Here is a 20,371-nt window from a genome sequence, read left to right as displayed (position 1 = left end):
GATGAGAGAATGCCGTGATCCCCCGTCAGCCTACGGCACGCAGTTGGTTCAGGCGATGGATACCCGCCGTGCCGGTGAGGCCGTCCCAGTTGTCAGCGCGGCCCTCGCGCCAGCCATTGAGCCAGGCCTGTCGAGTCGCAGGGTGGGTGAAGGGACAGAGTTCGCGGGATTTGCCATGAATACCGTTCTGATAACCACGCAGAAAAGCCCGTTCCAACGGATCACGCTTAAGTCTTCTCATAGGGTGTTGCCCTCACTGTTGACTGTTATGTCCCATTGGCCTCATGGCGAGACCTGGCGGCCTTGGCTGCCGACGAAACCGCTGCCGGCGTCGCGGTTTCTCCCCCCACCGTTGCGGCGGGGGACTGATCGATTTCTATCCAATAGGTTCTGGCCTGTGAATGACTGTTTTGTCATAAGAAAGAAACTTTTCCGGCTGCCAGGCGATAAAAAAATCACGGAAAATGGCCGCTGGCCTGCTAAAACCCCTCTAGTTACGGGCCTTTTAGGCCGAGCGGCGAGTAGGTGCCGCCGCCCATGGACCCCGCGTCGCCTGCTGAAGACATGCGACAAAGTGTCACATTGCGGGTCTGTCAAAATCAAAAGGCGTGCCAGCAGGCACGCGCTAACTGCCTGAGGCACTGGAAGACTCCCATGTCGGATCGTTATGAACTCGTTCTCACCTGCCCGAAGAGCCTGGAAGGTCTGCTCGCCGAGGAGGCGGTCGGCTTGGGCCTGGCCGAGGTCCGCGAGCAGGTCGCCGGGGTGCGGGGCCTGGGCGACCTGGAAACCGCCTACCGGCTGTGCCTTTGGTCGCGTCTGGCCAACCGTGTGCTGCTGGTACTCGGACGCTTTCCGGTGGGCAGTCCCGACGAACTGTACCAGGGCGTGCAGACGTTCGACTGGCAGGATCACCTGTTGCCGAGCGGCAGCCTGGCGGTGGAGTTCAACGGTCATGGCTCGGGCATCGACAACAGCCATTTCGGTGCGCTCAAAGTCAAGGACGCCATCGTTGACCAGTTGCGCCGGCACAGCGGCCAGCGCCCTTCGGTGGACAAGCTCAACCCGGATCTGCGTATCCACCTGCGCTTGGAACGCGGCGAGGCGGTACTGTCCCTCGATCTTTCCGGCTATAGCCTGCACCAGCGCGGCTACCGCCTGCAGCAGGGGGTAGCGCCGCTCAAGGAAAACCTTGCCGCGGCCATCCTGATCCGTGCCGGCTGGCCGCGCATCGCCGCCGCGGGGGGCGCGCTGGTCGACCCCATGTGCGGGGTCGGCACCTTCCTGGTCGAGGCGGGAATGATGGCCGCCGACCTCGCGCCCAACCTGCGGCGCGAGCGCTGGGGCTTCGGCAACTGGCTGGGACATGTCCCGGCACTGTGGAAGAAGTTGCATGCCGAGGCCGAGGAGCGCGCCGCCGCGGGGCTGGCCCGGCCGCCCCTGTGGATTCGCGGCTACGAGGCCGATCCCCGGCTGATCCAGCCGGCGCGCAACAATATCGAGCGCGCCGGGCTGGACGGCTGGATCCGGGTCTACCAGGGCGAACTGGCCACCTTCGAGCCGCACCCGGACCGTGGCCAGACCGGTCTGGTGGTGTGCAACCCGCCCTACGGCGAGCGCCTGGGCGATCCGGCCAGCCTGCTCTATCTCTACCAGCATCTCGGTGAGCGCCTGCGCGGCCGTTGCGAGGGCTGGGAGGCGGCGGTGTTCACCGGGGCGCCGGAGCTGGGCAGACGCATGGGCATCCGCAGCCACAAGCAGTACGCCTTCTGGAACGGCGCGCTGCTGTGCAAGCTGCTGCTGTTCAAGGTAGTGCCGGAGCAGTTCGTCACCGACCGCAGCGAGCCGGCGCCGGGCGATGCGCGGATGATCGGCGGGCAACTGGTGGAGCGGCCGCCGGCGGTGCGCAGCGCGCCGGCGCGGCTCTCCGAGGGCGGGCGGATGTTCGCCAACCGCTTGCAGAAGAACTTCAAGAGCCTGGGCAAGTGGGCGCGCCGCGAAGGCATCGAGTGCTATCGGCTGTACGACGCCGACATGCCGGAATACGCCCTGGCGGTGGACCTGTACCGCGACTGGGTGCATGTGCAGGAGTACGCGCCGCCGCGCTCGGTCGATCCGGAAAAGGCCCAGGTGCGTCTGCTCGACGCCCTGGCGGCGATTCCCCAGGCGCTGGACATCGATCCGGCGCGCGTGGTGATCAAGCGTCGCGAGCGCCAGGCCGGCAGCAGGCAGTACGGGCGCCAGGATCAGCAGGGGCGTTTCATGGAGGTCGGCGAGGGCGGCGTGAGGCTTCTGGTCAATCTCACCGACTACCTGGATACCGGGCTGTTCCTCGATCATCGTCCGCTGCGCCTGCGCATCCAGCGCGAGGCGGCCGGCAAGCGCTTCCTCAACCTATTCTGTTACACGGCGACAGCCACCGTGCACGCGGCCAAGGGCGGCGCGCGTGGCACCACCAGCGTCGATCTGTCGAAGACCTACCTCGACTGGGCGCGGCGCAACCTAGCGCTGAACGGCTTCTCCGAAAAGCACCGTCTGGAGCAGGCCGACGTGATGGACTGGCTGGCCGCCGACCGCGGCGAGTACGAGCTGATCTTTATCGACCCGCCGACCTTCTCCAATTCCAAGCGCATGGAGGGGGTGTTCGACGTACAGCGCGACCACACGCGCCTGCTCGACCTGGCCATGGCCCGCTTGGCCAGGGGCGGGGTGCTGTATTTCTCCAACAACTTCCGCAAATTCCAGCTCGATCCGCTGCTCGCACAGCGCTATGCGCTGGAGGAGATCAGCGCGCAGACCCTGGACCCGGATTTCGTCCGCAACCCGAAGATCCACCGGGCTTGGCGGCTGCAGGCGAAACAGCGGGATTGAGGAAAGCGGGCCGCCCCGCCGGGAGAGCGGCCGTCGGGGGTCAGCGCTGGGCTGTGGTGGACGACTTCGGCTGGCGGTACAGGTCGACCAGCACCTGGTCGAGAATCGACGAGGCGCCCCAGGGACGCGCGTGGTTGAGGATGGCGACCACCGCCCAGGTGTCGCCGTTCTGGTCGCGGCTGAAGCCGGAGATGGCGCGCACGGTGTTCAAGGTGCCGGTCTTGATGTGCGCCTCGCCGACCAGAGGCGTGCGGCGCAGGCGCTTGCGCATGGTGCCGTCCATCGCTACCAGCGGCATGGAGGCGATGAACTCGGCGGCGTAGGGGCTGTGCCAGGCGGCCTTGAGCATTTCGGCCATTTCCCGGGCGCTGATCCGTTCGGTCCGCGACAGGCCGGAACCGTTCTCCATCACCAGATGCCGCGGGTCGATGCCCTTGCGCGTCATCCACTGGCGCACCGCGCGGTAAGCCGCCTGGGCGTCGTCGGCATCGGTGCCGTTGCGGTACTGCCGGCCGATGCTGAGGAACAACTGCCGGGCCATGGTGTTGTTGCTGAACTTGTTGATGTCGCGAATGATCTCGACCATGTCCGGCGAGGAGGCGCGAACCAGCAACTGCGCCTGCCGGGGCACGTTGCCGACGCGGTCCTGTCCGCGGATGCTGCCGCCCAGCTCCTGCCAGATGGCGCGCACGGCGCCGGCGGCATAGGTCTGATGGTCGAGCGGGGCGATATAGCTCTGCGCGCTGCAGCCGGCCGGTAGCTTGCCGGTGACCACCATGCTGTAGCCGCTCTGCTGCGGGACCAGGTTGTAGCGCACGTCCGGCCAGTCCGGACAGGCGCCGGCCGGCAGCGCTTGCACCTGATTGTCGATGCTCATGCCGGCGATCGGCGGCTCGATGCTGATCTGTACCTTGCCGGGCTCGGCACGGGCGATGAAGCGCAGAGCCTTGAGGTTGATCAGCAGGGAGTCGGGCTCGACCAGGAAGGGCCTGTTGCTGTCGCCGCCGTCGTCGTTGAAAGAGGGCAGATGGGGCTGCACGAAGTGGCTGCGGTCGAGCACCAGGTCACCGCGCACTTCGCGCACGCCATTGGCGCGCAGGTCGCGCATCAGCAGCCACAGCCTTTCCATGTTCAGCTTGGGGTCGCCGCCGCCTTTAAGGTACAGGTTGCCATTCAGCACGCCGCCCTGCAGCGGGCCGTCGGCGTAGAACTCGGTATGCCACTTGTGGGTCGGGCCGAGCAGTTCTAGGGCGGCGTAGGTGGTCACCAGCTTCATGGTCGAGGCCGGATTCAGGGGCACGTCGGCATTGAAGTAGGTCGGGACGCCGGGTCCGGTGAGTGGCAGTACCACCAGGGATAGGGCGTCGCCCGGGAGTTTGTGGGCGCTCAGCGCCTGCTGGACACTCTTCGGCAGCGTGGTGTTGATCTGGGCCGCGCTCGCCGACAGTGCGAGCAGTAGCAGCAGGTTGGCAATAGCCAGCCGGCGTAAGGTTGCAATCATCAAAGGTGCCCCTCCGACTCAGGGCTTACGATGCGAAATGGGTGAAGGGTCCGGCTACTTCCGGCAACGGGCTCGCATTATGCCCGAAGCGAGGCGGCCGATGCGCAAGGTCATCCGTCGCCGGCTCAGCGCGGTAGTGCATCCGTGTCGGTGCAGTCGGCGTGCCAGCCGCCCAGACGGCGGCGGATATGCAGGGAAAGCGCCACCAGCAGAGCCAGCAGCGCACCGATCAGGCTGCTGATCAGCCGCTCGCGGCTCAATTGCCAGTCCTGCGCCAGGCTCTCGGCCAGCAGCAAAATGCAGAAGCCCATCTGCAGCACGTAGAGGCTGTAGCGGCCGACCTGGAAGGCGCGGTTGAGCAGGATCAGCGACAGCGCCAGGGCGACCATTTGCGCCGGGTTCCGCAGGCCGTGGCCGAGCAGCACCAGCAGGCCGGTGGTGAGCAGGACGGTCAGGGCGATCTTGAGGGCGCGCGGCAGCCGGCCCTTGAGGTCGATCTGCAAGCTGGCGACCACCGCCACGGTCAGCCAGTGGCCGCGCGGCTGTCCGGACAGATTGACAAGCAGCCCGGCGAGGCCGCAGACCGTGGCGCAGCCCAGGGCATAGAGCCGCCATTGCGGTTGCGGCAGGCGCAGCGCATGCCGGCGCAGCACCTTCAGCACGCTGGGCAGGTGTGGCATGTAGGGCCACAGGCGCAGGCCGTGCAGGCCACGCAGGCTGAAGGCGAGCAGGGTCGCCCAGAGGCCGCCGAGGGTGAACAGGGTGGCCACGGCATAGGGATTGGGCATGCTGCCCAGGCACTGCTGGCCCTGGCCGAGACACAGGCAGATCAGCATGCCGAGACCCAGCTTGCCGGCCTCGCGGCCGAAGCGCTGCAGCCAGGCGAGTAGCAGGCCACCGGTGGCGAAGACCAGCAGGCTCTCGAGCGGGCCGGGTGCGGACCAGAAGCCCAGGCCCGCGCTGCAGGCGCCGAGCAGGGTCAGCAGGAGCATGCGCAGCATGCCGAAGCGGTGCAGGGGGTCGGCCTGGGCGGCGAGGAAGGCACCGATCGAGGCCCAGAGAAATCCGGAGTGGCCGCTGAACAGCCCGAGCAATAGGGGCAGGGCGCAGCCGAGGCCGGCGACGATGGCCGCTCCCCAGGCGGGGGTGGCCGTCCAGCGGTGTCGGGAGGGCAAAAAGCGGAGCATCGGCTGCGTTCCTTCCTTCTACGGAGCGGCCGGGCGGTCCGGGCCGGTGGGCTCCTACGCGGGACCGGAAAGGCCGGTCATTTGCCGGGCCATCTCGGTGGCGTAACCGTCGGTCATGCCGGCGATGAAGTCGATCGTGCGCAGGAAGGCGTGGTATAGCGGCCACCGCGGGTCCGGTGCGTTGTTGCCAAGTAGGTCGAGGATGCGCCGATTCTTGAACGATGTCCGCCTGCCGCCGTGCTGCTCCAGCGCCGCGCCGCAGAAGGCGTCGAGCAGGATCTCCAGGGTGGTGTAGGCGCCGATCTCGTGGAGGGTCTTGCGCTTGTCGTGGAAGATCTTCTCGCGGGCGACGCGCTTGGCCTGTAGCACGCAATCCTTGGCCGGTCCGTGCATGTGTTCGACCAGGTCGCCGGCCAGGCTGCCTTCGAGCAGGGCCTTCTGCTGCTCGACGAAGGCGCGGGCCGCCGCGTTGGTCAGGTGCTCGATGGCCTTGCCGCGCAAGATCGCCAGTTTGCGCCGCCGCGAGTCGCGCGGACCGAGCTGGCGGTAGGATTCCGGCAGGTCGTCGCCGACCAAGCCGAGCAGCAGGGCCTCGACCTCGGAGTAATCCAAAAGCTCCATTTCCAGGCCGTCTTCCAGGTCGATCAGCGCGTAGCAGATGTCGTCCGCCGCCTCCATTAGATAGACCAGCGGATGCCGCGCCCAGCGCTGCTCGCCCTGCTTGGGCATGCCGAGTTTCTCGGCGATCTGTTCGAGCAGCGGCAGTTCGCTCTGGTAGCAGCCGAACTTGTGTTTCTTGTAGCCGGGGGCCTGTGCGTAGCGCGATGCCCAAGGGTATTTGAGGTAGGCGCCGAGGGTGGCGTAGGTCAGACGGGTGCCGCCGTCGAACTGGTGGTATTCCAGTTGGGTGAGTACGCGAAAGCCTTGGGCGTTGCCCTCGAAATGCAGGAAGTCGTTGCGTTCCGCGTCGCTCATGCCGTCCAGCCAGCCGCGTCCGGCGGCCTGGTGGAACCAGTGGCGGATGGCATCCTCGCCGGAATGGCCGAACGGCGGGTTGCCGATGTCGTGAGCCAAGCAGGCCGATTGGACAACCATGCCGAGGTCGGCGGGGCCGCACCATTCCGGTAGGGTGTCGCGCAGCACCTCGCCGACCCGCATGCCTAGCGAGCGGCCGACGCAACTGACTTCCAGGGAATGGGTCAGGCGGGTATGGATATGGTCGTTGCTGGACACCGGGTGCACCTGGGTTTTGCGGCCCAGGCGGCGGAAAGCTCCGGAAAAGATGATGCGGTCGTGGTCCTTGTGGAAAGGGCTGCGGCCCAGTTCATCGATGCTGTGCACCGATTTGCCCAGGCGTTCTCGGGTCAATAGGGTTTGCCAGTCCAAAGCCGTTCCTCGTCGTTCGGTGGGCAGCTACTGCGGGAGGGCGGCGCCCGGATCGCCGCACGACTGCCAGCGCATCCTTGGGCAGTGCGCGGAATCCGTCAAGCCTGGGACTTTTGCGGCGGTTTCGGTGGGCGGATCGCGCGGTACTGCCTGAGGCCGGCACTGACCAGGGGATAGAACTCCAGGGCGAACAGCGCCATCGTGCGCAAGCGGCCCAGGCGCTTGCCGAATAAGGTCAGCAGGAGCGCCGCGCCCACCGCCAGCGGCTTGCTCCTGCCCGGTCGGGCGCGGTCGGGTGCGAACAGGTTGCCGAACTGGCGCAGCGGATGGCGCAACGGCTCGGCGTGATAGTCGAGTTGCTGGCGCTGCATCTCCATGCGCAGGCGCACCAATTCCTTGCGCATTTCCAGCGCGCTGCGGCGTGGTGGACTCATGGCAGCAGCTCCCGGTTGCGCGCCAGTTCCTCAAGGGTAGCCTGGAAGGGATGCTCGCTGCGCTGCGCCAGTTTCAATGCGCGGGCGACGCAGAACAGCAGGGCCAGACCGTAGACGAGACATAGGGCGAAGATGGCGGTCAGACGGTGCTCGTCCCAGAAGGCGACGACCACCGCCGCGGAAAGGCCGATGAGCAGCATCAGGCCGAACAGCAAGCTCAGGCTGGCGAAGAGGAACAGGCGGAAGACGTAGGCCTTCTCCTCCTGGAGCTCGATGCCCAGCAGCTCCAGGTGGTTTTGCAACAGGCCGAGCAGGGCGTCGCCGAACCGTTTCAGGGACGGCTTGCGGTCTTCCCCGGACGGCAGCGATGGCGGGACATCCATTGAAAACGACTCCTCCCGGTGTTCAGCGGCGGCTGGCCAGCAGGCCGAACAGCACTCCGACCCCGGCGGCGATCCCGAGTGCCTTCCAGGGATTGCTGTGCACGTAGGCCTCGGTGGCCTCGATGGCTGCCTGTCCCTGCTCGCGCAGGCGTTCCTCGCTGTCCTTGAGGGTCGCGCGGGCGCGTTCGAGGTTGCCCTCGATCTTCGCCCGCAACGCATCCGCCTCATCGCCGCCTACCGCAGCGCCCTGGCGCAACAGGCGCTCGGTGTCGTCGAGCAGGGCATGGAATTCGTCGATCACCGCCTGCTGGGCGCGCTGCAGGTTGCGCCGGTGCACCGAAGCCGATGCACATGGCTCCCAAGTGGCGGCGGAGCTGGCGGAAGTGGTCGACTGGGACTGGCTGCTATCGATGGTCATGCTGGATGGTCCTCATCATATTGGTGGGCAATGGCCGCCGAGTGCCGATGGCGACCAAGCGGGCCGCGCATCCGGGCGGCTTGTGGTTTCGCCATAGGTTGTCTTGGTTGCATGCTAAACTTCAAGCCTCCTGTCGTTAGGAGACCCGCATGCTTCCCGAGTGCCAACTGTTCGGAACCCTCGGCTGCCATCTCTGCGAGCAGGCCGAGGGGCTGTTGATGTCTTTCGTCGAGCACGGCCTGCAGGTCGAGCTGGTCGATATCGCCGAGGACGAGAGCCAGGCCGAGCGCTATAGCCTGCGCATTCCCGTGCTGCGGCGACGGGATAGCGGCGACGAGCTGGACTGGCCTTTCGGCGCGGAGCAGGTGGCCTCCTTTCTCCTCCGACCGGGCTTCAGCGTCTGCTGAGCTGATTTTTCCGATTGCTGCGCCATTGCCAGGGCGGACTGATCTCGTTTTGCGGCAATCCCCAGAGACCGCGTTTCTGCGACTTGGCTTCGGCTTCCAGTTTCGCTAGCTTCGACTCGCCTTCGGTTCCCGCGTAGGCCCAGGCCAGTCCCTGGCGGACCAATTCCTCGTTGATGAGGGTTTCGCCGAAATAGACACGGGCGGTCTTGCTGCCATAGCGTCGCTGCTCGACGATTTCCAGTTTCACGTCCTTGTTGTAAACCATTCGGAACAGTTGCAACTGGGCCAACTGTCCGTAGGGCTGGTCGAGCTCCGGGGCATCGAGATCGGCCAGGTTGACTTCAATCCGCTGCTTGGCCGGGGTCAGGCAGGTCAGGCTGTCGCCATCCTGTACACGGATGACCCTGCATGTCTGTTCGGCCGCCGGGAGTGGGAGTGTGAGCAGCCAGGCGATAACGCCGCACGCACCAGTAGCAATATGTTTATTCATTCAGTTCCGCGAGAAATTCCCTGTCTCTACGAGCTCTACGAGCAGGTGGGATAGCCTGTCACGCCTTGCGTGATCCTTTTTCTCGCATCCTCCAGGTCAGGGCTATCGAACGGGCTGATAAAAAGCCGAGGCTTTCCGCCTGACGGCCGTTTCTGGCACCAAGCGGTTACTGCTTTCGTTGATTGCCTGTCCGGGCTGGACTGCTCGTCCCGGAGTTCCCTGCCGTTACGAGCGGGGATGAATAGGAGAATAGTGGACCCCATAAGTAAGGCAAGGGCCGAGTGGGTCTATCTTGCGGCCTTGACGCTCGGACGGTTCGGGCCCACTGCGGTCAGACGGCGGGCTGCCGGCTCCGGCGTCTGCGTTGGAGCCAGGCGGAGGCGGCCAGACTGCCCAGGGTGATGCCCAGCAGGTCGGCGAACAGGTCGTAGTATTCGGCCGAGCGATAGCCACTCAGCGCCTGCAGGGCCTCGATGACGATCCCATAGAGAAACAGGCCGGACGGCACCAGGTAGCGATGTGTGGGAAAACCCAGGCGACCGAGCAGGCCCAGTACGCCGAAGGCCAGCAGATGGTTGCTCTTGTCCCAGCCGGTATCCAGCGGTGGGCTGGTGTCCTTCGCCAACGCCAATACCAGTACCACCACCAGGCAGGCGAGGAAGGCCAGGCGCCAAAGGAGGAGCTTGCCGGGAAGGCGCGCGACGGGCGCCGCGGACTTTCCGTCAGGCGCCCGCTTCGGCATGCAGCGCCTCGTAGGCCGGAGCGGCATGGATACCCACGGCAGACGCCAGTCGCAGCGTCTCTTCGAGATCGCAGGCGTAGACCAGTACCGCTTGCAACTCGTCGTCCAGGGGAGCGCCGAAGTCTACCAGCACGTAACCGCCCTTTTCCGGGTAGAGGCTGCTCAACTGCACCTGGATGCGGTTGAGCGCCTTCAGCGGCTCCACCTTGTGCAACTGCTTGGGTTTGAGCACGAAGGACACCTGCGGGCCGAACGAGGCGACGACCTGCTGGAACAGTTCTTCGTAGGTGTCGCCCTGGAACAGCACCGTCTCCGGCAGGCTGCCGACCACCACCCATTCGCCCAGGGGAATGGGAAAGCCGTCGTCGTAGTTGATGTCCGGATTGGCCGCGAGGAAAGCCTGCGGATCGGCATAGGCTTGCGCCGCCTCTTCGGCGATCCGCGCGATTTCCTCGCCGTCGAGGCAACCCGAGCTGACATTGCGGATGAGTTCCTGAAGCTGATCTTTCATGGCTGCCCTAGTGACTTGGAGAGGAGAGGGTGGCGATGCCCCTGTAGAGTGTCGGGCGGGGCGCCATCCGCGATTCGAATTCTAGCCTATTCGCGCTTCGTGATCGGTCGTGGAACGGCCCATGATCTCCCGATGCGAGGGAAATGAGCCGTTATCCGGGCATACCCTTTGCGGCGGCGACGACAGGCCTTTATTTCCTGTCGGAGTGATCTCCGGCCCGAGAAGCCGATCCGTCTTCCTGGCGCGCCCGGAAAACCCTGGCTGCAACCGGCCGAGCGGTTGGCATCGTGCTATGTGCCAGTAGCTACCAATCCGGTGTTTTTCGCGTCTGCGGGGATGAGGCGTCGGATGGCTGTCGGTCGGGGAGGAACTGTGGCTTTCTTCCGTTTCTGCGAATATGGGCGAGCGAGGGAAGCGATTCTGGCACGATGCGCCCTGCGTTTTGTGTCCGCGAGATCTCGAGCGAGCCTTCGTCAGACTTTCGCATTGAAGTGCTTTACATCTCCAGGGCAATCGCATGAAGCGCTCGCCCGATACCGGACTGGAAAAGTTGTGTGAGCCTTGGCCCGGGGCCGAATGACCGGGCGCGCTTTCTCTTTGGTTACTTTCTCTTTGCGCGCGCAAAGAGAAAGTGACTCGGCCGGGGGCCGAAACAGGGACTGTCCGGCCCCTCGGCAAGCAGCCGGCTGCGCCGGGGTTCCCTCGCTCCGGCGCCGCTCCGAGGGGCGTCGCACAAGGGGCATCCATGCCCCTCGTACGACTCTCGCCGCCTCCCCGCGGCTCGCCCCTCTACGTGACGCTTGCGCTTGGCCTTCTGAACGGGAGTCGGGCTCCGGGTTGCCTGAAAGCGCTTTCGTTCTTGCGGCACGACCTGTCAGGTCGCGCCGGATGCCCCCTTCAGGAGGCCGAGCAGAATCGTCGTGGAAGGGGTCGAGCGGCAAGGATGCCGCGAGAGCCGCGAAGGGCCATGGCATGGATGGCCCTTCGCGGCGAGCCCCTGGAGCGGCGATGCAGGGAGAGAACCCGGAGCGAAGCGCAGGGCCGGATGAGAGGGTGGCCTTCTTTTGGGTTACTTTTTCGTGGCCAGGCAAGAAAAAGTGACTCGGCCGGGGGGCCGAAACAGAAGGTATCCGACCACTCGGCAAGCAGCCAATGCACTGGATTTGAAGGCCACGCCGGAACGACCAAGCACACAACCTTTCCAGCCCAGTATCGCAGGCATTTCATGCGATTGCCCTGTTTACATCTCCTGCTTCGATCTTGTTATCTCGCTTTGACGGTATATTCTTCAGTGGTCCCCGGCTTGGCGGGGATGAACCCGGACAACCTGCGACGATTCGTGTAGTCGACGAACATTCCCCACTTGCGCGGGGCAGATGCGCAGGGACGGTGCGATCGGGCATGGTCGCGCAAGCGGCATGCCCGATTCGCCGATTCTTCCGGAAACTTTTCTCAGCGTGGTCCGATCTCCCGGCGCAGGGCGGCGATGCTGCGCTGGTGGGCGAGTTCCGCCGCAGTCCGCTCGTAGTGCTGGCCGCCAAGACGGGCGAAAGCGTGCTCGCAACCGGGATAGCCGTAAAGTTCGACATTTGCTCTGCCGCCGAGACCGGAGAGGATTGCCTCGCGTGCTTCGGCCGGGCAGAAGGGGTCCGCCTCGGCGATGTGCAGCACCAGGCGGCCGCGGATGTTCGCGGCCTCGTCCAGCAGGTGCTCGATGCCGACTCCGTAGTAGCCGATTGAACAGGCGGCATCGCTGCGGGCGGCGGTCAGGTAAGCGAGCTTGCCGCCCAGGCAGAAGCCGACGAATCCGGCACCGGCCGCCGTATCCACTGCCGGCATCCGGCGCGCCGCGGCGAAGGTGGCGATGATGTCCTCGACGCCCTTGTCGACATCGAAGCGGCCAAGCAGGGCGAAAGCCTTTTCCCGATCGGCTCCCGCGTAACCCAGCTCGACGCCGGCCTCGATGCGCCAGAACAGATCGGGCGCAAGGGCGACGTAGCCTTCTTCGGCATAACGGTCGGCCACGGCACGAATGTTGGCGTTGATGCCGAAGATTTCCTGCCCGATGACCACGGCGGGGCCGCGACCGCCCGTAGGCAAGGCGACATAGGCACCGAAGCGGCCGCTACCGTCGGCGGACTCGATCTGCAGGGTAGAGTTCATGCTTTTTCTCCTTTTTCAAAAGCTGTTCATGTGCATTCCGATCGTACGTGGAGGAGGCAGAAAGGCCGTTCATCTTGGATCGACTCGCCGTACCTGGTTTCACTGAGGATTCACTGCCGTCCGTGAGTCCTGTCACAGAGCGGTTTCCGGGAGCCGACAGACGGTTTCCCCAGGTTTGCCGGAATAAGTTTCCAAGCAACCGAAGATTTTTCCCGATGCAATCAGTTTGCAATAAAGCATTGCCAAGATTCCGCCCCATTCCAGCGATACGCCAACCATCCGTGTGTTTTTCAAAGTTCGATGAAAAGGGGAAATCCTTGATGATCCGCAAGCACTTCGCCGGTGTTGTCGCCAGCGCACAGGCGCTGGGCGTCCCGGCCCTGGCTTCTGCAGGTACCGTCGTGTCCGTCAGCGTTGTCGAAACCAGTACCGGAGAGTTCGTCTAATGAGCCGGCAGGAGAGGCGAGCAATAAGCAGGAAGTCGACGCTGACCCTGGCCGTGGTGGCCGGCACCCTAGGGTTGCCGATGACGGTGCAGGAAGCGGCAGCCGCTTTCATCGAGGATAGCAAGGCCAATCTGACTTTCAAAAACTTCTACATCAACACGGACGACCGCGAGCGGACCGCCAGCGGTAGAAATACCCCCCGTCAGGAAGAGTGGGGCCAGGGCTTTCTCTTCGAGTTCAAGTCCGGTTTCACCGAGGGCCCCGTCGGCTTTGGCCTGGACTTGATCGCCCAGCACGCTTTCCGCTTGGACGGCGGCGGTCGCCAAGGCAAGAACGTCGAGGACCTCGAGCGTACTCCGGGCACCATTTTCCCGCTGGAAAGCAACGGCAAGGCCAAGACCGACTTCGGTCGGGTCAACGCCACCGGCAAAATGCGCTTCTCCAAGACCGTAGCCGAACTGGGTGTCCTGCGTCCCAGACTGCCGGTGGTGGTCAGCAACGACGGCCGTCTGCTGCCGCAGATGTTCCATGGCGCGCAGATCACCTCCAATGAGATCAAGGACCTGACCTTGGTCGCCGGTAAGCTCGAGCACTCCACCGAGCGTAACTCGGGCGACAGCCAGGGCCTGTCCATCGTCGGCGCCAACAACATCGAGACCGGCAAGTTCAGCAACAAGTTTTACTATGGCGGCGCCGACTACAAGGTCACCAAGGACCTGATGCTGCAGTACTACTTCGGCAATCTGGAGGACTTCTACGAGCAGCATTTCGTCGGCCTGGTGCATAACTTGGCACTGCCGGTCGGCGCGCTGAAGACCGACCTGCGCTACTGGAACAGCGACTCCGCTGGTGCGAACTCGCGTGCTTCCGGGCGTACCGAGGGCTACAAGAGTGCCGGCTATTGGAGTGCCGGCGATCGCGACAGCGGCGAGGTCGACAACAATGCATGGAGCGCCCTGTTCACCTATACCCTGGGTGGTCACGAATTGAAGGCCGGCTACCAGAAGCTTACCGGCAACAGCGATTTCCCCTACCTCAACCAGGGTAGTCCATCCGTTCCGCTGATCACCGATGCCACGGTGGAGAAGTTCGCCCGGGCCGGCGAGCAAACCTGGCTGGCCGGCTATGCCTACGACTTCGCCAGGGTTGGCATCCCGGGGCTGAAGACCAGCCTGGTGTACTTCAGCGGCGACGATGTCGACGATGAACGTAACGGCGATGAAGAGTGGGAGCGCGACTTTCGCGTGGACTACGTCCTGCAGGAGGGTACCTTCAAGGGGCTCGGGTTCACCTATCGCAACGCAGCCGTGCGCGGCATCCGCGAGCGCGACGATAACCGTATGACCATCAGCTATACCTTACCTCTGATGTAAGTCCATGGTTCAGACGGGTAGCTGTCCGTCCAACCAATTTACTTGTTTCATCCGGTGTAATTTCGCCCCGCCTCGGTGGGGCTTTTTTTCATCCTGCCGAAGGGGCAGACTGCGGACATGCCGATCATCACGCTTGCCCGCCTGTCCGACCTTCCTGCCAGCGACTGGGACGCCTTGTTGCCAAAGTCGCAGCCCTTCCTGCGCCACGCTTTCCTCTCGACCCTGGAGGACAGTGGCAGCATCGGTGCCGGCACGGGCTGGCAACCGGCGCACCGGCTGTTCTACGAGGATGCGGGCCGTCTGCTGGCGGCGCTGCCGGCCTATGTGAAGACGCATTCCTACGGCGAATACGTGTTCGACTGGGCTTGGGCCGATGCCTGCCAGCGGGCCGGCATCCGCTATTACCCCAAGCTGCTCTGCGCGGTGCCCTTCACCCCGGTCGGCGGTGCGCGGCTGCTCGGCGAGACGCAGGCGGCCGGCATGCTACTCGATGCCCTGAGCGACGAATTGCGGGAGCGGGGACTGTCCGGCCTGCATGTGAACTTCACCGATCCGGCGGCCGATGCCCTGCTGGCCAGCCGCGAGGGCTGGCTGCAGCGGCTGGGCTGCCAGTTCCACTGGTTCAACCGGGACTACCGTGATTTCCAGGACTTTCTCGATGCGCTGGCCTCGCGCAAGCGCAAGCAACTGCGCAAGGAGCGCGAGCAGGTGGCGGGGCAGGGCATCGCGTTCGAGTGGCGCGAGGGACACCAGCTCGACGAAGCCGAGTGGGACTTTGTCCATGCCTGCTATGCCAATACCTACCGGGTGCGCGGTCAGGCGCCCTACCTGACGCGCCGTTTCTTCAGCCTGCTGGCCGAGCGCATGCCCGAGGCGATTCGCGTGGTGTTGGCCCGCCGGGGCGGGCGCCCGGTGGCAATGGCCTTCAGCCTGATCGATGGCGACAGCCTGTACGGCCGCTACTGGGGCTGTCTCGCCGAGTTCGACCGCCTGCATTTCGAAACCTGTTTCTACCAGGGCATCGAGTACGCTCTGGCCCAAAGGCTCGGTCGTTTCGACGCCGGTGCCCAGGGCGAGCACAAGCTGATTCGCGGTTTCGAGCCGGTGATCACCCGCTCCTGGCATTACCTGCTGCATCCAGGACTGCGCCAGGCGGTGGCGGATTTCCTGCGGCAGGAGGAGGTTGGTGTGCTGGCCTATGCGGACGAGGCGCGGGGGCAACTGCCTTTCCGGCAGGGATAGGGCGGGGTGGTTCGTCCCGCCCGGTTCGCTTTCAGAGCTTTTTCGCCGAGGTGATCAGCACCGGTTCGCGCGGCACGTTGCGCATCATGCCCCGCGTGCCGGTCGGCACCTGAGCGATCTGGTCGACCACTTCCATGCCGCGCACCACCTTGCCGAATACCGCGTAGCCGAAGTCGCGCGCGCCGTGGTCGAGGAAGGTGTTGTCCTTGTGGTTGATGAAGAACTGGCTGGTCGCCGAGTTCACCGCCTGGGGACGCGCCATGGCCAGGGTGCCGCGCACGTTGTGCAGGCCGTTGTCGGCCTCGTTTTTAATCGGTGGTTGGGTGGGCTTTTGCTGCATGTCGGCGGTGAAGCCGCCGCCCTGGATCATGAAGCCGGGGATGACCCGATGGAAGACGGTGCCGTCATAGAATCCGGCGTTTACGTAAGAGAGGAAGTTCTTCACGCTGATCGGTGCCTTCTCGGCCTCCAGTTCGATCTCGATTTCGCCGAGACTGGTTTCCAGCAGGACATGGGGTTTTTCCGCCGCCAGCAGGTTGGCGGCGAACAGCAGGCTGCCGGTGACAAGGGCGAGTTTCTTCAGCATGTCGGACTTTCCTCGTGGTACTGCAAAAGACGGGGGCATGACGTTGGATCGTGACCTAGGCCGGAGCGGCCTGCCGGATGATAGCTTCAGGCGCCAAGCAGGGGGGAGGCGAAGGGGGCATCCAGCGAGGCGCTGTCGAAAGTCTTGAGCAACTCCACAAGAACCCGCGTGGCCGGGCCGAGGGGTTTGTCCTTGTCGGCGTAGAGCTGAAAGCGCGGCCGATGGGTCGCGCCTTCCGCCAGCGGCAGAGGCTTGAGCAGGCCTTCGGCGAGTTCGCGGCGGATCAGGTGGCAGGGCAGCCAGGCGAACCCCAAGCCATTGCCGACGAAGGTCGCCGCGGTGGCCAGGCTGCCTACCGTCCAGCGCTGTTCGGCACCGAGCCAGCCGATATCGCGCGGTTGCCGGCGGCCGGTGTCGCGGATCACTACCTGCATCTGGCTTTCCAGATCGGCCGCGGTCAGGGTGCGCTGCGGACGGTGCAGGGGATGGTCGGGGTGGGCGACGGCGACGAATTCCACCTCGTTCAGCGGACTGCCCAGGTAGCCGGAGATGCTCAGGCTGGAGATGGCCAGATCGGCTCCGCCCTCGAGCAGCACTTCCTCGACGCCGGAGAGCACCTCCTCGCGCAGGCGCACGCGACAGCCTCGGCTCTGCGGCATGAAGGCGCTCAGGGCGCGTACCAGGCGCAAGGTGGGATAGGCGGCATCCACGACCAGACGCACCTCGGCCTCCCAGCCCTGTTCCATGTGGTGGGCGAGGTCTTCCAACTGGCCGGCCTGCTTGAGCAGTTGCCGAGAGCGGCGCAGCAGCACGGTTCCGGCTTCGGTCAGTACTGCCTTGCGTCCTTCGATGCGCAACAGCGGTACGCCCAGTTGCTCCTGCATACGCGCGATCGCATAGCTGACCGAGGACTGCGAACGGTGCAACGCTTCGGCGGCCTGGGCGAAGCCGCCGTGGTCGACCACCGCCTGCAGGGTGCGCCATTGGTCCAGAGTCACGCGAGGGGATTTCATGGGGATTTCCTCTGTCGGTCGCCGAAATTCTTGCTCTCGGGAGAGCCGGCTCGCCGACGAACTGGTTTCTGCAAGGAGGCTTTCATAGGCTGAACTACCAATCGGGTTTACCGATGATTCAGGGCGAATTTTTGCGCTTTTTTATCGATTTGTCTTTCCCTATCCTGAGCCCATCGACCCGCCCAACCCAAGGAGAAGCCCATGTCCCGTGTTCTGGTCATCGAAAGCAGCGCCCGTCAAGAAGGTTCCGTTTCTCGCCAACTCACCGCAGAGTTCCTGGCCCGCTGGAAGGCGGCGCATCCGAACGACGAGATCGTCGTACGCGATCTGGCGAACGAGCTGGTGCCGCATCTGGATATCGATCTGCTGGGCGGCTGGACCAAGCCCGCCGAACAGCAGAGCGAGGCGGAGAAGGCGGCGCTGGCGCGTTCCGAGCGACTGACCGGGGAATTGCTCGGCGCCGATGTGCTGGTGCTGGCGGCACCCATGTACAACTTCGCGATTCCCAGCACCCTGAAGGCTTGGCTCGATCACGTGCTGCGCGCCGGGGTGACCTTCAAGTACACCGAGAACGGCCCGCAGGGCTTGCTGAGCGGCAAGCGTGCCTTCGTGCTGACCGCTCGCGGCGGCATCTACGCCGGTAGCCCCCTGGATCATCAGGAGCCCTATCTGCGCCAGGCGCTGGGGTTCATCGGTATCCATGACGTCAGTTTCATCCATGCCGAAGGACTGAACATGGGCGGCGATTTCCAGCAGAAGGGCTTGGCCCAGGCCAAGGAGAAGCTGGCCCAGGTAGCCTGAGTTTCCCCGGACCGGCGTACTGCCGGGGGCCGTCCGCAGTCGCGCAATATTTCGCACTCCAGACGGGTGTTCCGCCACGAGTCAGGCTAGGCTATGCAGCCGTTTCATCCGACTTGACCGAGGTAGCCCCGTGTTTTCCCAATTCGCCCTGCACGAACGCCTGCTCAAGGCGCTGGCCGAACTGAATTTCGTCGAGCCCACGCCAGTGCAGGCGGCAGCGATTCCGCCGGCTCTGGAGGGGTACGACCTGCGGGTGATCGCCCGGACCGGCAGCGGCAAGACCGCGGCCTTCGTGCTGCCGCTGCTCAACGGCCTGATCGGCGATGCCCGACCGCGGGTGAGCATCCGCGCGCTGATCCTGCTGCCGACCCGCGAGCTGGCACAACAGACCCTCAAGGAGGTCGAGCGCTTCTCGCAGTTCACCTTCATCAAGTCCGGACTGGTGACCGGCGGCGAGAACTTCAAGGTACAGGCGGCGCTTCTGCGCAAGGTACCGGACATCCTGATCGGTACACCGGGCCGCCTGCTCGAACACCTGAACGCCGGCCATCTCGATCTGCGGGACGTGGAGGTGCTGGTGCTCGACGAGGCCGACCGCATGCTTGACATGGGCTTCGCCGAAGATGTGCAGCGCTTGGTCGAGTCTTGTGCCAACCGGCGGCAAACCCTGCTGTTTTCCGCCACCACCGGCGGTTCCGGGTTGCGCGAGATAGTCGCCAAGGTGCTGCGCGAGCCGCGGCACCTGATGCTCAACGCGGTCGGCGAACTCTCCGAGACCACTCGCCAGCAGATCGTCACGGCGGACGATCCGGCCCACAAGGAGCGCCTAGTGCATTGGCTGCTGGAGAACGAGACCTACCGCAAGGCGATCGTCTTCACCAACACCCGCGCTCAGGCGGACCGGCTCTACGGGCATCTGGTCGCCGTCGGCCACAAGGCCTTCGTCCTGCACGGCGAGAAGGACCAGAAAGACCGCAAGCTGGCCATCGAACGGCTCAGGCAGGGCGGCGCCAGGGTGTTGGTGGCCACCGATGTGGCGGCACGCGGGCTGGACGTGGACGGCCTGGATCTGGTGATCAACTTCGACATGCCGCGTTCGGGCGACGAGTATGTGCACCGCGTCGGCCGTACCGGCCGGGCCGGCGCCGAGGGGCTGGCGGTCTCACTGATCTGCCACAACGACTGGAACCTGATGTCGAGCGTCGAGCGTTACCTCAAGCAACGCTTCGAGCGGCGCGTCATCAAGGAGCTCAAGGGCAGTTATCAGGGGCCGAAGAGCCTCAAGGCTTCCGGCAAGGCCGCCGGCACCAAGAAGAAAAAGACCGACGACGGGAAGGGTGGCAAAAAGCCGGCCGCCAAGGCCGCCCCCCGGCGCAAGCCGGCAGGACCGGCGCTGGTCAGCCAGGATGGCCTGGCCCCGCTCAAGCGTCGCACGCCGGCGCCGGAATGAAGGCTATTCCCGCTGCAGGTAATGCACGCTAAACAGCGCCAACGGGTCGGTCCACATGGCCAGGGCATGGAAGCCGGCGCCATCGGCCAGGGCACGGAAGTCCTCGGCGCTGTACTTGTAGGAGTTCTCGGTGTGCAGGCTCTCGCCGGCGGCGAAGTGAAAGCGTTCGCCCTCGATCGTCACGTCTTGCGCGCGGCTGCTGACCAGGTGCATCTCGATCCGCGAGTCGGCCTGATTGAAGAAGGCGCGATGGACGAAGCTGTCCGGCTCGATGTCGCTGTCCAGTTCGCGGCGGATGCGCTCCAGGAGATTCAGGTTGAAGGCCGCGGTGACCCCGGCCCGGTCGTTATAGGCCGCTTCCAGCACGCTCCTGTCTTTGACCAGATCGACGCCTATCAGCAGACCGCCTTTCGCCGGCAGCAACTCGTGAAGATTGGCGAGAAAGGCCTGTGCTTCCCGGGGATCGAAGTTGCCGATGCTGGAGCCGGGAAAGAAGGCCAGCGTATGCTCGCTGGCGAAGCCGTCCGGCAGGTTCATCGGCCGGGAGAAATCGGCGCAGGCGGCATACACCTCCAGCCAGGGATAGTCGTCCGCCAGGCGCTGGGTGCTGGCGCACAGAAAATCCTCGGAAATGTCGATGCCCAGGTAGCTAGCGGGGTGCATGGCCTCCAGTAGCAGGCGCACCTTGCGGCTGGCGCCGCTGCCCAGCTCCACCAGACTGGCATCCCGCCCGGCGATACCGGCGATGTCACGGGCGGCGCGGGCGAGGATCAGTTCTTCGGTGCGTGTCGGATAGTATTCGGGCTGCCGGCAGATCTGCTCGAACAGCTCGGACCCGCGACGGTCGTAGAACAGTTTCGGCGGTGTCGCCTTGGGCCGCTCGGCAAAGCCGGCGAGCACCGTTTCGCGCAGGGAATGTTCGGCATTCTGCGAACGCTGGTCGTGGAAACGGATGGACAGTGGCACG

At 64.8% G+C, this 20,371-nt stretch carries 21 protein-coding genes; 7 read left to right on the top strand and 14 right to left on the bottom strand.

Going from position 1 to position 20,371, the window contains the following annotated elements; translation table 11 throughout:
- Nucleotides 1-25 precede the first annotated feature (25 nt).
- Complete coding sequence (gene rmf, locus ACGI6K_RS13780; RefSeq protein WP_376946237.1) at nucleotides 26-241, bottom strand: ribosome modulation factor; 216 nt, start codon at nucleotides 239-241, stop codon at nucleotides 26-28.
- A 413-nt stretch (nucleotides 242-654) separates the two neighbouring features.
- Between rmf and rlmKL the strand changes: the two genes are divergently transcribed.
- A complete protein-coding gene (rlmKL, locus tag ACGI6K_RS13775) occupies nucleotides 655-2,871 on the top strand; it encodes a bifunctional 23S rRNA (guanine(2069)-N(7))-methyltransferase RlmK/23S rRNA (guanine(2445)-N(2))-methyltransferase RlmL (protein WP_376946235.1) in 2,217 nt (738 codons plus the stop codon).
- A gap of 40 nt (nucleotides 2,872-2,911) precedes the next feature.
- Here rlmKL and dacB read toward each other — a convergent pair whose 3' ends face one another.
- From dacB to ACGI6K_RS13745, 6 genes are all read right to left on the bottom strand, one after another.
- Nucleotides 2,912-4,372: a D-alanyl-D-alanine carboxypeptidase/D-alanyl-D-alanine endopeptidase gene (gene dacB / locus ACGI6K_RS13770; protein WP_376946233.1), complete on the bottom strand. Its 1,461-nt coding sequence runs from the start codon at nucleotides 4,370-4,372 to the stop codon at nucleotides 2,912-2,914.
- 125 nt (nucleotides 4,373-4,497) lie between these two features.
- Nucleotides 4,498-5,559, bottom strand: a complete 1,062-nt coding sequence (locus tag ACGI6K_RS13765; protein WP_376946231.1) for an FUSC family protein — start codon at nucleotides 5,557-5,559, stop codon at nucleotides 4,498-4,500.
- 54 nt (nucleotides 5,560-5,613) lie between these two features.
- Nucleotides 5,614-6,945 carry a deoxyguanosinetriphosphate triphosphohydrolase gene (locus tag ACGI6K_RS13760; protein WP_376946229.1) on the bottom strand — a complete coding sequence of 444 codons (1,332 nt, stop codon included), beginning with the start codon at nucleotides 6,943-6,945 and terminating at the stop codon, nucleotides 5,614-5,616.
- Between the two features lie 98 nt (nucleotides 6,946-7,043).
- Nucleotides 7,044-7,379: a hypothetical protein gene (locus ACGI6K_RS13755; protein ID WP_376946227.1), complete on the bottom strand. Its 336-nt coding sequence runs from the start codon at nucleotides 7,377-7,379 to the stop codon at nucleotides 7,044-7,046.
- Nucleotides 7,376-7,762 carry a phage holin family protein gene (locus ACGI6K_RS13750; RefSeq protein ID WP_376946225.1) on the bottom strand — a complete coding sequence of 129 codons (387 nt, stop codon included), beginning with the start codon at nucleotides 7,760-7,762 and terminating at the stop codon, nucleotides 7,376-7,378. The genes ACGI6K_RS13755 and ACGI6K_RS13750 overlap by 4 nt, the downstream gene beginning before the upstream one ends.
- Before the next feature lie 22 nt (nucleotides 7,763-7,784).
- Nucleotides 7,785-8,180: a DUF883 family protein gene (locus tag ACGI6K_RS13745; protein WP_376946223.1), complete on the bottom strand. Its 396-nt coding sequence runs from the start codon at nucleotides 8,178-8,180 to the stop codon at nucleotides 7,785-7,787.
- A gap of 149 nt (nucleotides 8,181-8,329) precedes the next feature.
- On the opposite strand from ACGI6K_RS13745, the gene ACGI6K_RS13740 reads away from it, so the two are divergent.
- Complete coding sequence (locus ACGI6K_RS13740) at nucleotides 8,330-8,587, top strand: glutaredoxin family protein (protein WP_376946221.1); 258 nt, start codon at nucleotides 8,330-8,332, stop codon at nucleotides 8,585-8,587.
- Here ACGI6K_RS13740 and ACGI6K_RS13735 read toward each other — a convergent pair.
- The 4 genes from ACGI6K_RS13735 to ACGI6K_RS13720 all read right to left on the bottom strand — a co-directional run bounded on the left by ACGI6K_RS13735 (nucleotide 8,574) and on the right by ACGI6K_RS13720 (nucleotide 12,493).
- Complete coding sequence (locus tag ACGI6K_RS13735) at nucleotides 8,574-9,077, bottom strand: thermonuclease family protein (RefSeq protein ID WP_376946219.1); 504 nt, start codon at nucleotides 9,075-9,077, stop codon at nucleotides 8,574-8,576. The genes ACGI6K_RS13740 and ACGI6K_RS13735 overlap by 14 nt on opposite strands.
- Nucleotides 9,078-9,408: 331 nt before the next feature.
- Nucleotides 9,409-9,819 carry a VanZ family protein gene (locus tag ACGI6K_RS13730; RefSeq protein WP_376946217.1) on the bottom strand — a complete coding sequence of 137 codons (411 nt, stop codon included), beginning with the start codon at nucleotides 9,817-9,819 and terminating at the stop codon, nucleotides 9,409-9,411.
- On the bottom strand, nucleotides 9,800-10,330 hold the full coding sequence (locus ACGI6K_RS13725) for a hypothetical protein (protein ID WP_376946215.1): 531 nt from the start codon (nucleotides 10,328-10,330) through the stop codon (nucleotides 9,800-9,802). Before ACGI6K_RS13725 ends, ACGI6K_RS13730 begins: the two co-directional genes overlap by 20 nt.
- Nucleotides 10,331-11,782: 1,452 nt before the next feature.
- Nucleotides 11,783-12,493, bottom strand: coding sequence for a dienelactone hydrolase family protein (locus ACGI6K_RS13720; RefSeq protein WP_376946213.1), 711 nt, complete (start codon nucleotides 12,491-12,493; stop codon nucleotides 11,783-11,785).
- Nucleotides 12,494-12,813: 320 nt separating this feature from the next.
- Here ACGI6K_RS13720 and ACGI6K_RS13715 point away from each other — a divergent pair, with 320 nt between their 5' ends.
- The 3 genes from ACGI6K_RS13715 (at nucleotide 12,814) to ACGI6K_RS13705 (ending at nucleotide 15,554) form a co-directional block, all read left to right on the top strand.
- Complete coding sequence (locus ACGI6K_RS13715; RefSeq protein ID WP_376946211.1) at nucleotides 12,814-12,939, top strand: hypothetical protein; 126 nt, start codon at nucleotides 12,814-12,816, stop codon at nucleotides 12,937-12,939.
- Nucleotides 12,939-14,312, top strand: a complete 1,374-nt coding sequence (locus ACGI6K_RS13710; RefSeq protein WP_376946209.1) for an OprD family outer membrane porin — start codon at nucleotides 12,939-12,941, stop codon at nucleotides 14,310-14,312. Before ACGI6K_RS13715 ends, ACGI6K_RS13710 begins: the two co-directional genes overlap by 1 nt.
- 117 nt (nucleotides 14,313-14,429) lie before the next feature.
- A complete protein-coding gene (locus ACGI6K_RS13705) occupies nucleotides 14,430-15,554 on the top strand; it encodes a GNAT family N-acetyltransferase (RefSeq protein WP_376946207.1) in 1,125 nt (374 codons plus the stop codon).
- A gap of 31 nt (nucleotides 15,555-15,585) precedes the next feature.
- Here ACGI6K_RS13705 and ACGI6K_RS13700 read toward each other — a convergent pair whose 3' ends face one another.
- The gene (locus tag ACGI6K_RS13700; protein ID WP_376946205.1) at nucleotides 15,586-16,140 is read right to left on the bottom strand and encodes a peptidylprolyl isomerase; all 555 of its coding nucleotides are present in this window, start codon (nucleotides 16,138-16,140) and stop codon (nucleotides 15,586-15,588) included.
- Between the two features lie 86 nt (nucleotides 16,141-16,226).
- Entirely contained in the window at nucleotides 16,227-17,153 is a 927-nt protein-coding gene (locus tag ACGI6K_RS13695; RefSeq protein ID WP_376946203.1) for a LysR family transcriptional regulator, read from the bottom strand.
- Between the two features lie 201 nt (nucleotides 17,154-17,354).
- Here ACGI6K_RS13695 and ACGI6K_RS13690 point away from each other — a divergent pair, with 201 nt between their 5' ends.
- Complete coding sequence (locus tag ACGI6K_RS13690) at nucleotides 17,355-17,954, top strand: FMN-dependent NADH-azoreductase (RefSeq protein ID WP_376946201.1); 600 nt, start codon at nucleotides 17,355-17,357, stop codon at nucleotides 17,952-17,954.
- Nucleotides 17,955-18,084: 130 nt separating this feature from the next.
- Nucleotides 18,085-19,404 carry a DEAD/DEAH box helicase gene (locus ACGI6K_RS13685; protein WP_376946199.1) on the top strand — a complete coding sequence of 440 codons (1,320 nt, stop codon included), beginning with the start codon at nucleotides 18,085-18,087 and terminating at the stop codon, nucleotides 19,402-19,404.
- Nucleotides 19,405-19,407: 3 nt separating this feature from the next.
- Here ACGI6K_RS13685 and egtD read toward each other — a convergent pair whose 3' ends face one another.
- Nucleotides 19,408-20,370, bottom strand: coding sequence for an L-histidine N(alpha)-methyltransferase (gene egtD / locus ACGI6K_RS13680; protein WP_376946197.1), 963 nt, complete (start codon nucleotides 20,368-20,370; stop codon nucleotides 19,408-19,410).
- Between the last annotated feature and the right edge of the window lies 1 nt (nucleotide 20,371).

Origin of the sequence: Azorhizophilus paspali, assembly GCF_043587585.2 — a bacterium.
Classification (GTDB): Bacteria; Pseudomonadota; Gammaproteobacteria; order Pseudomonadales; family Pseudomonadaceae; genus Azotobacter; species Azotobacter paspali.
This window is presented reverse-complemented; position numbering and strand designations above follow the sequence as displayed.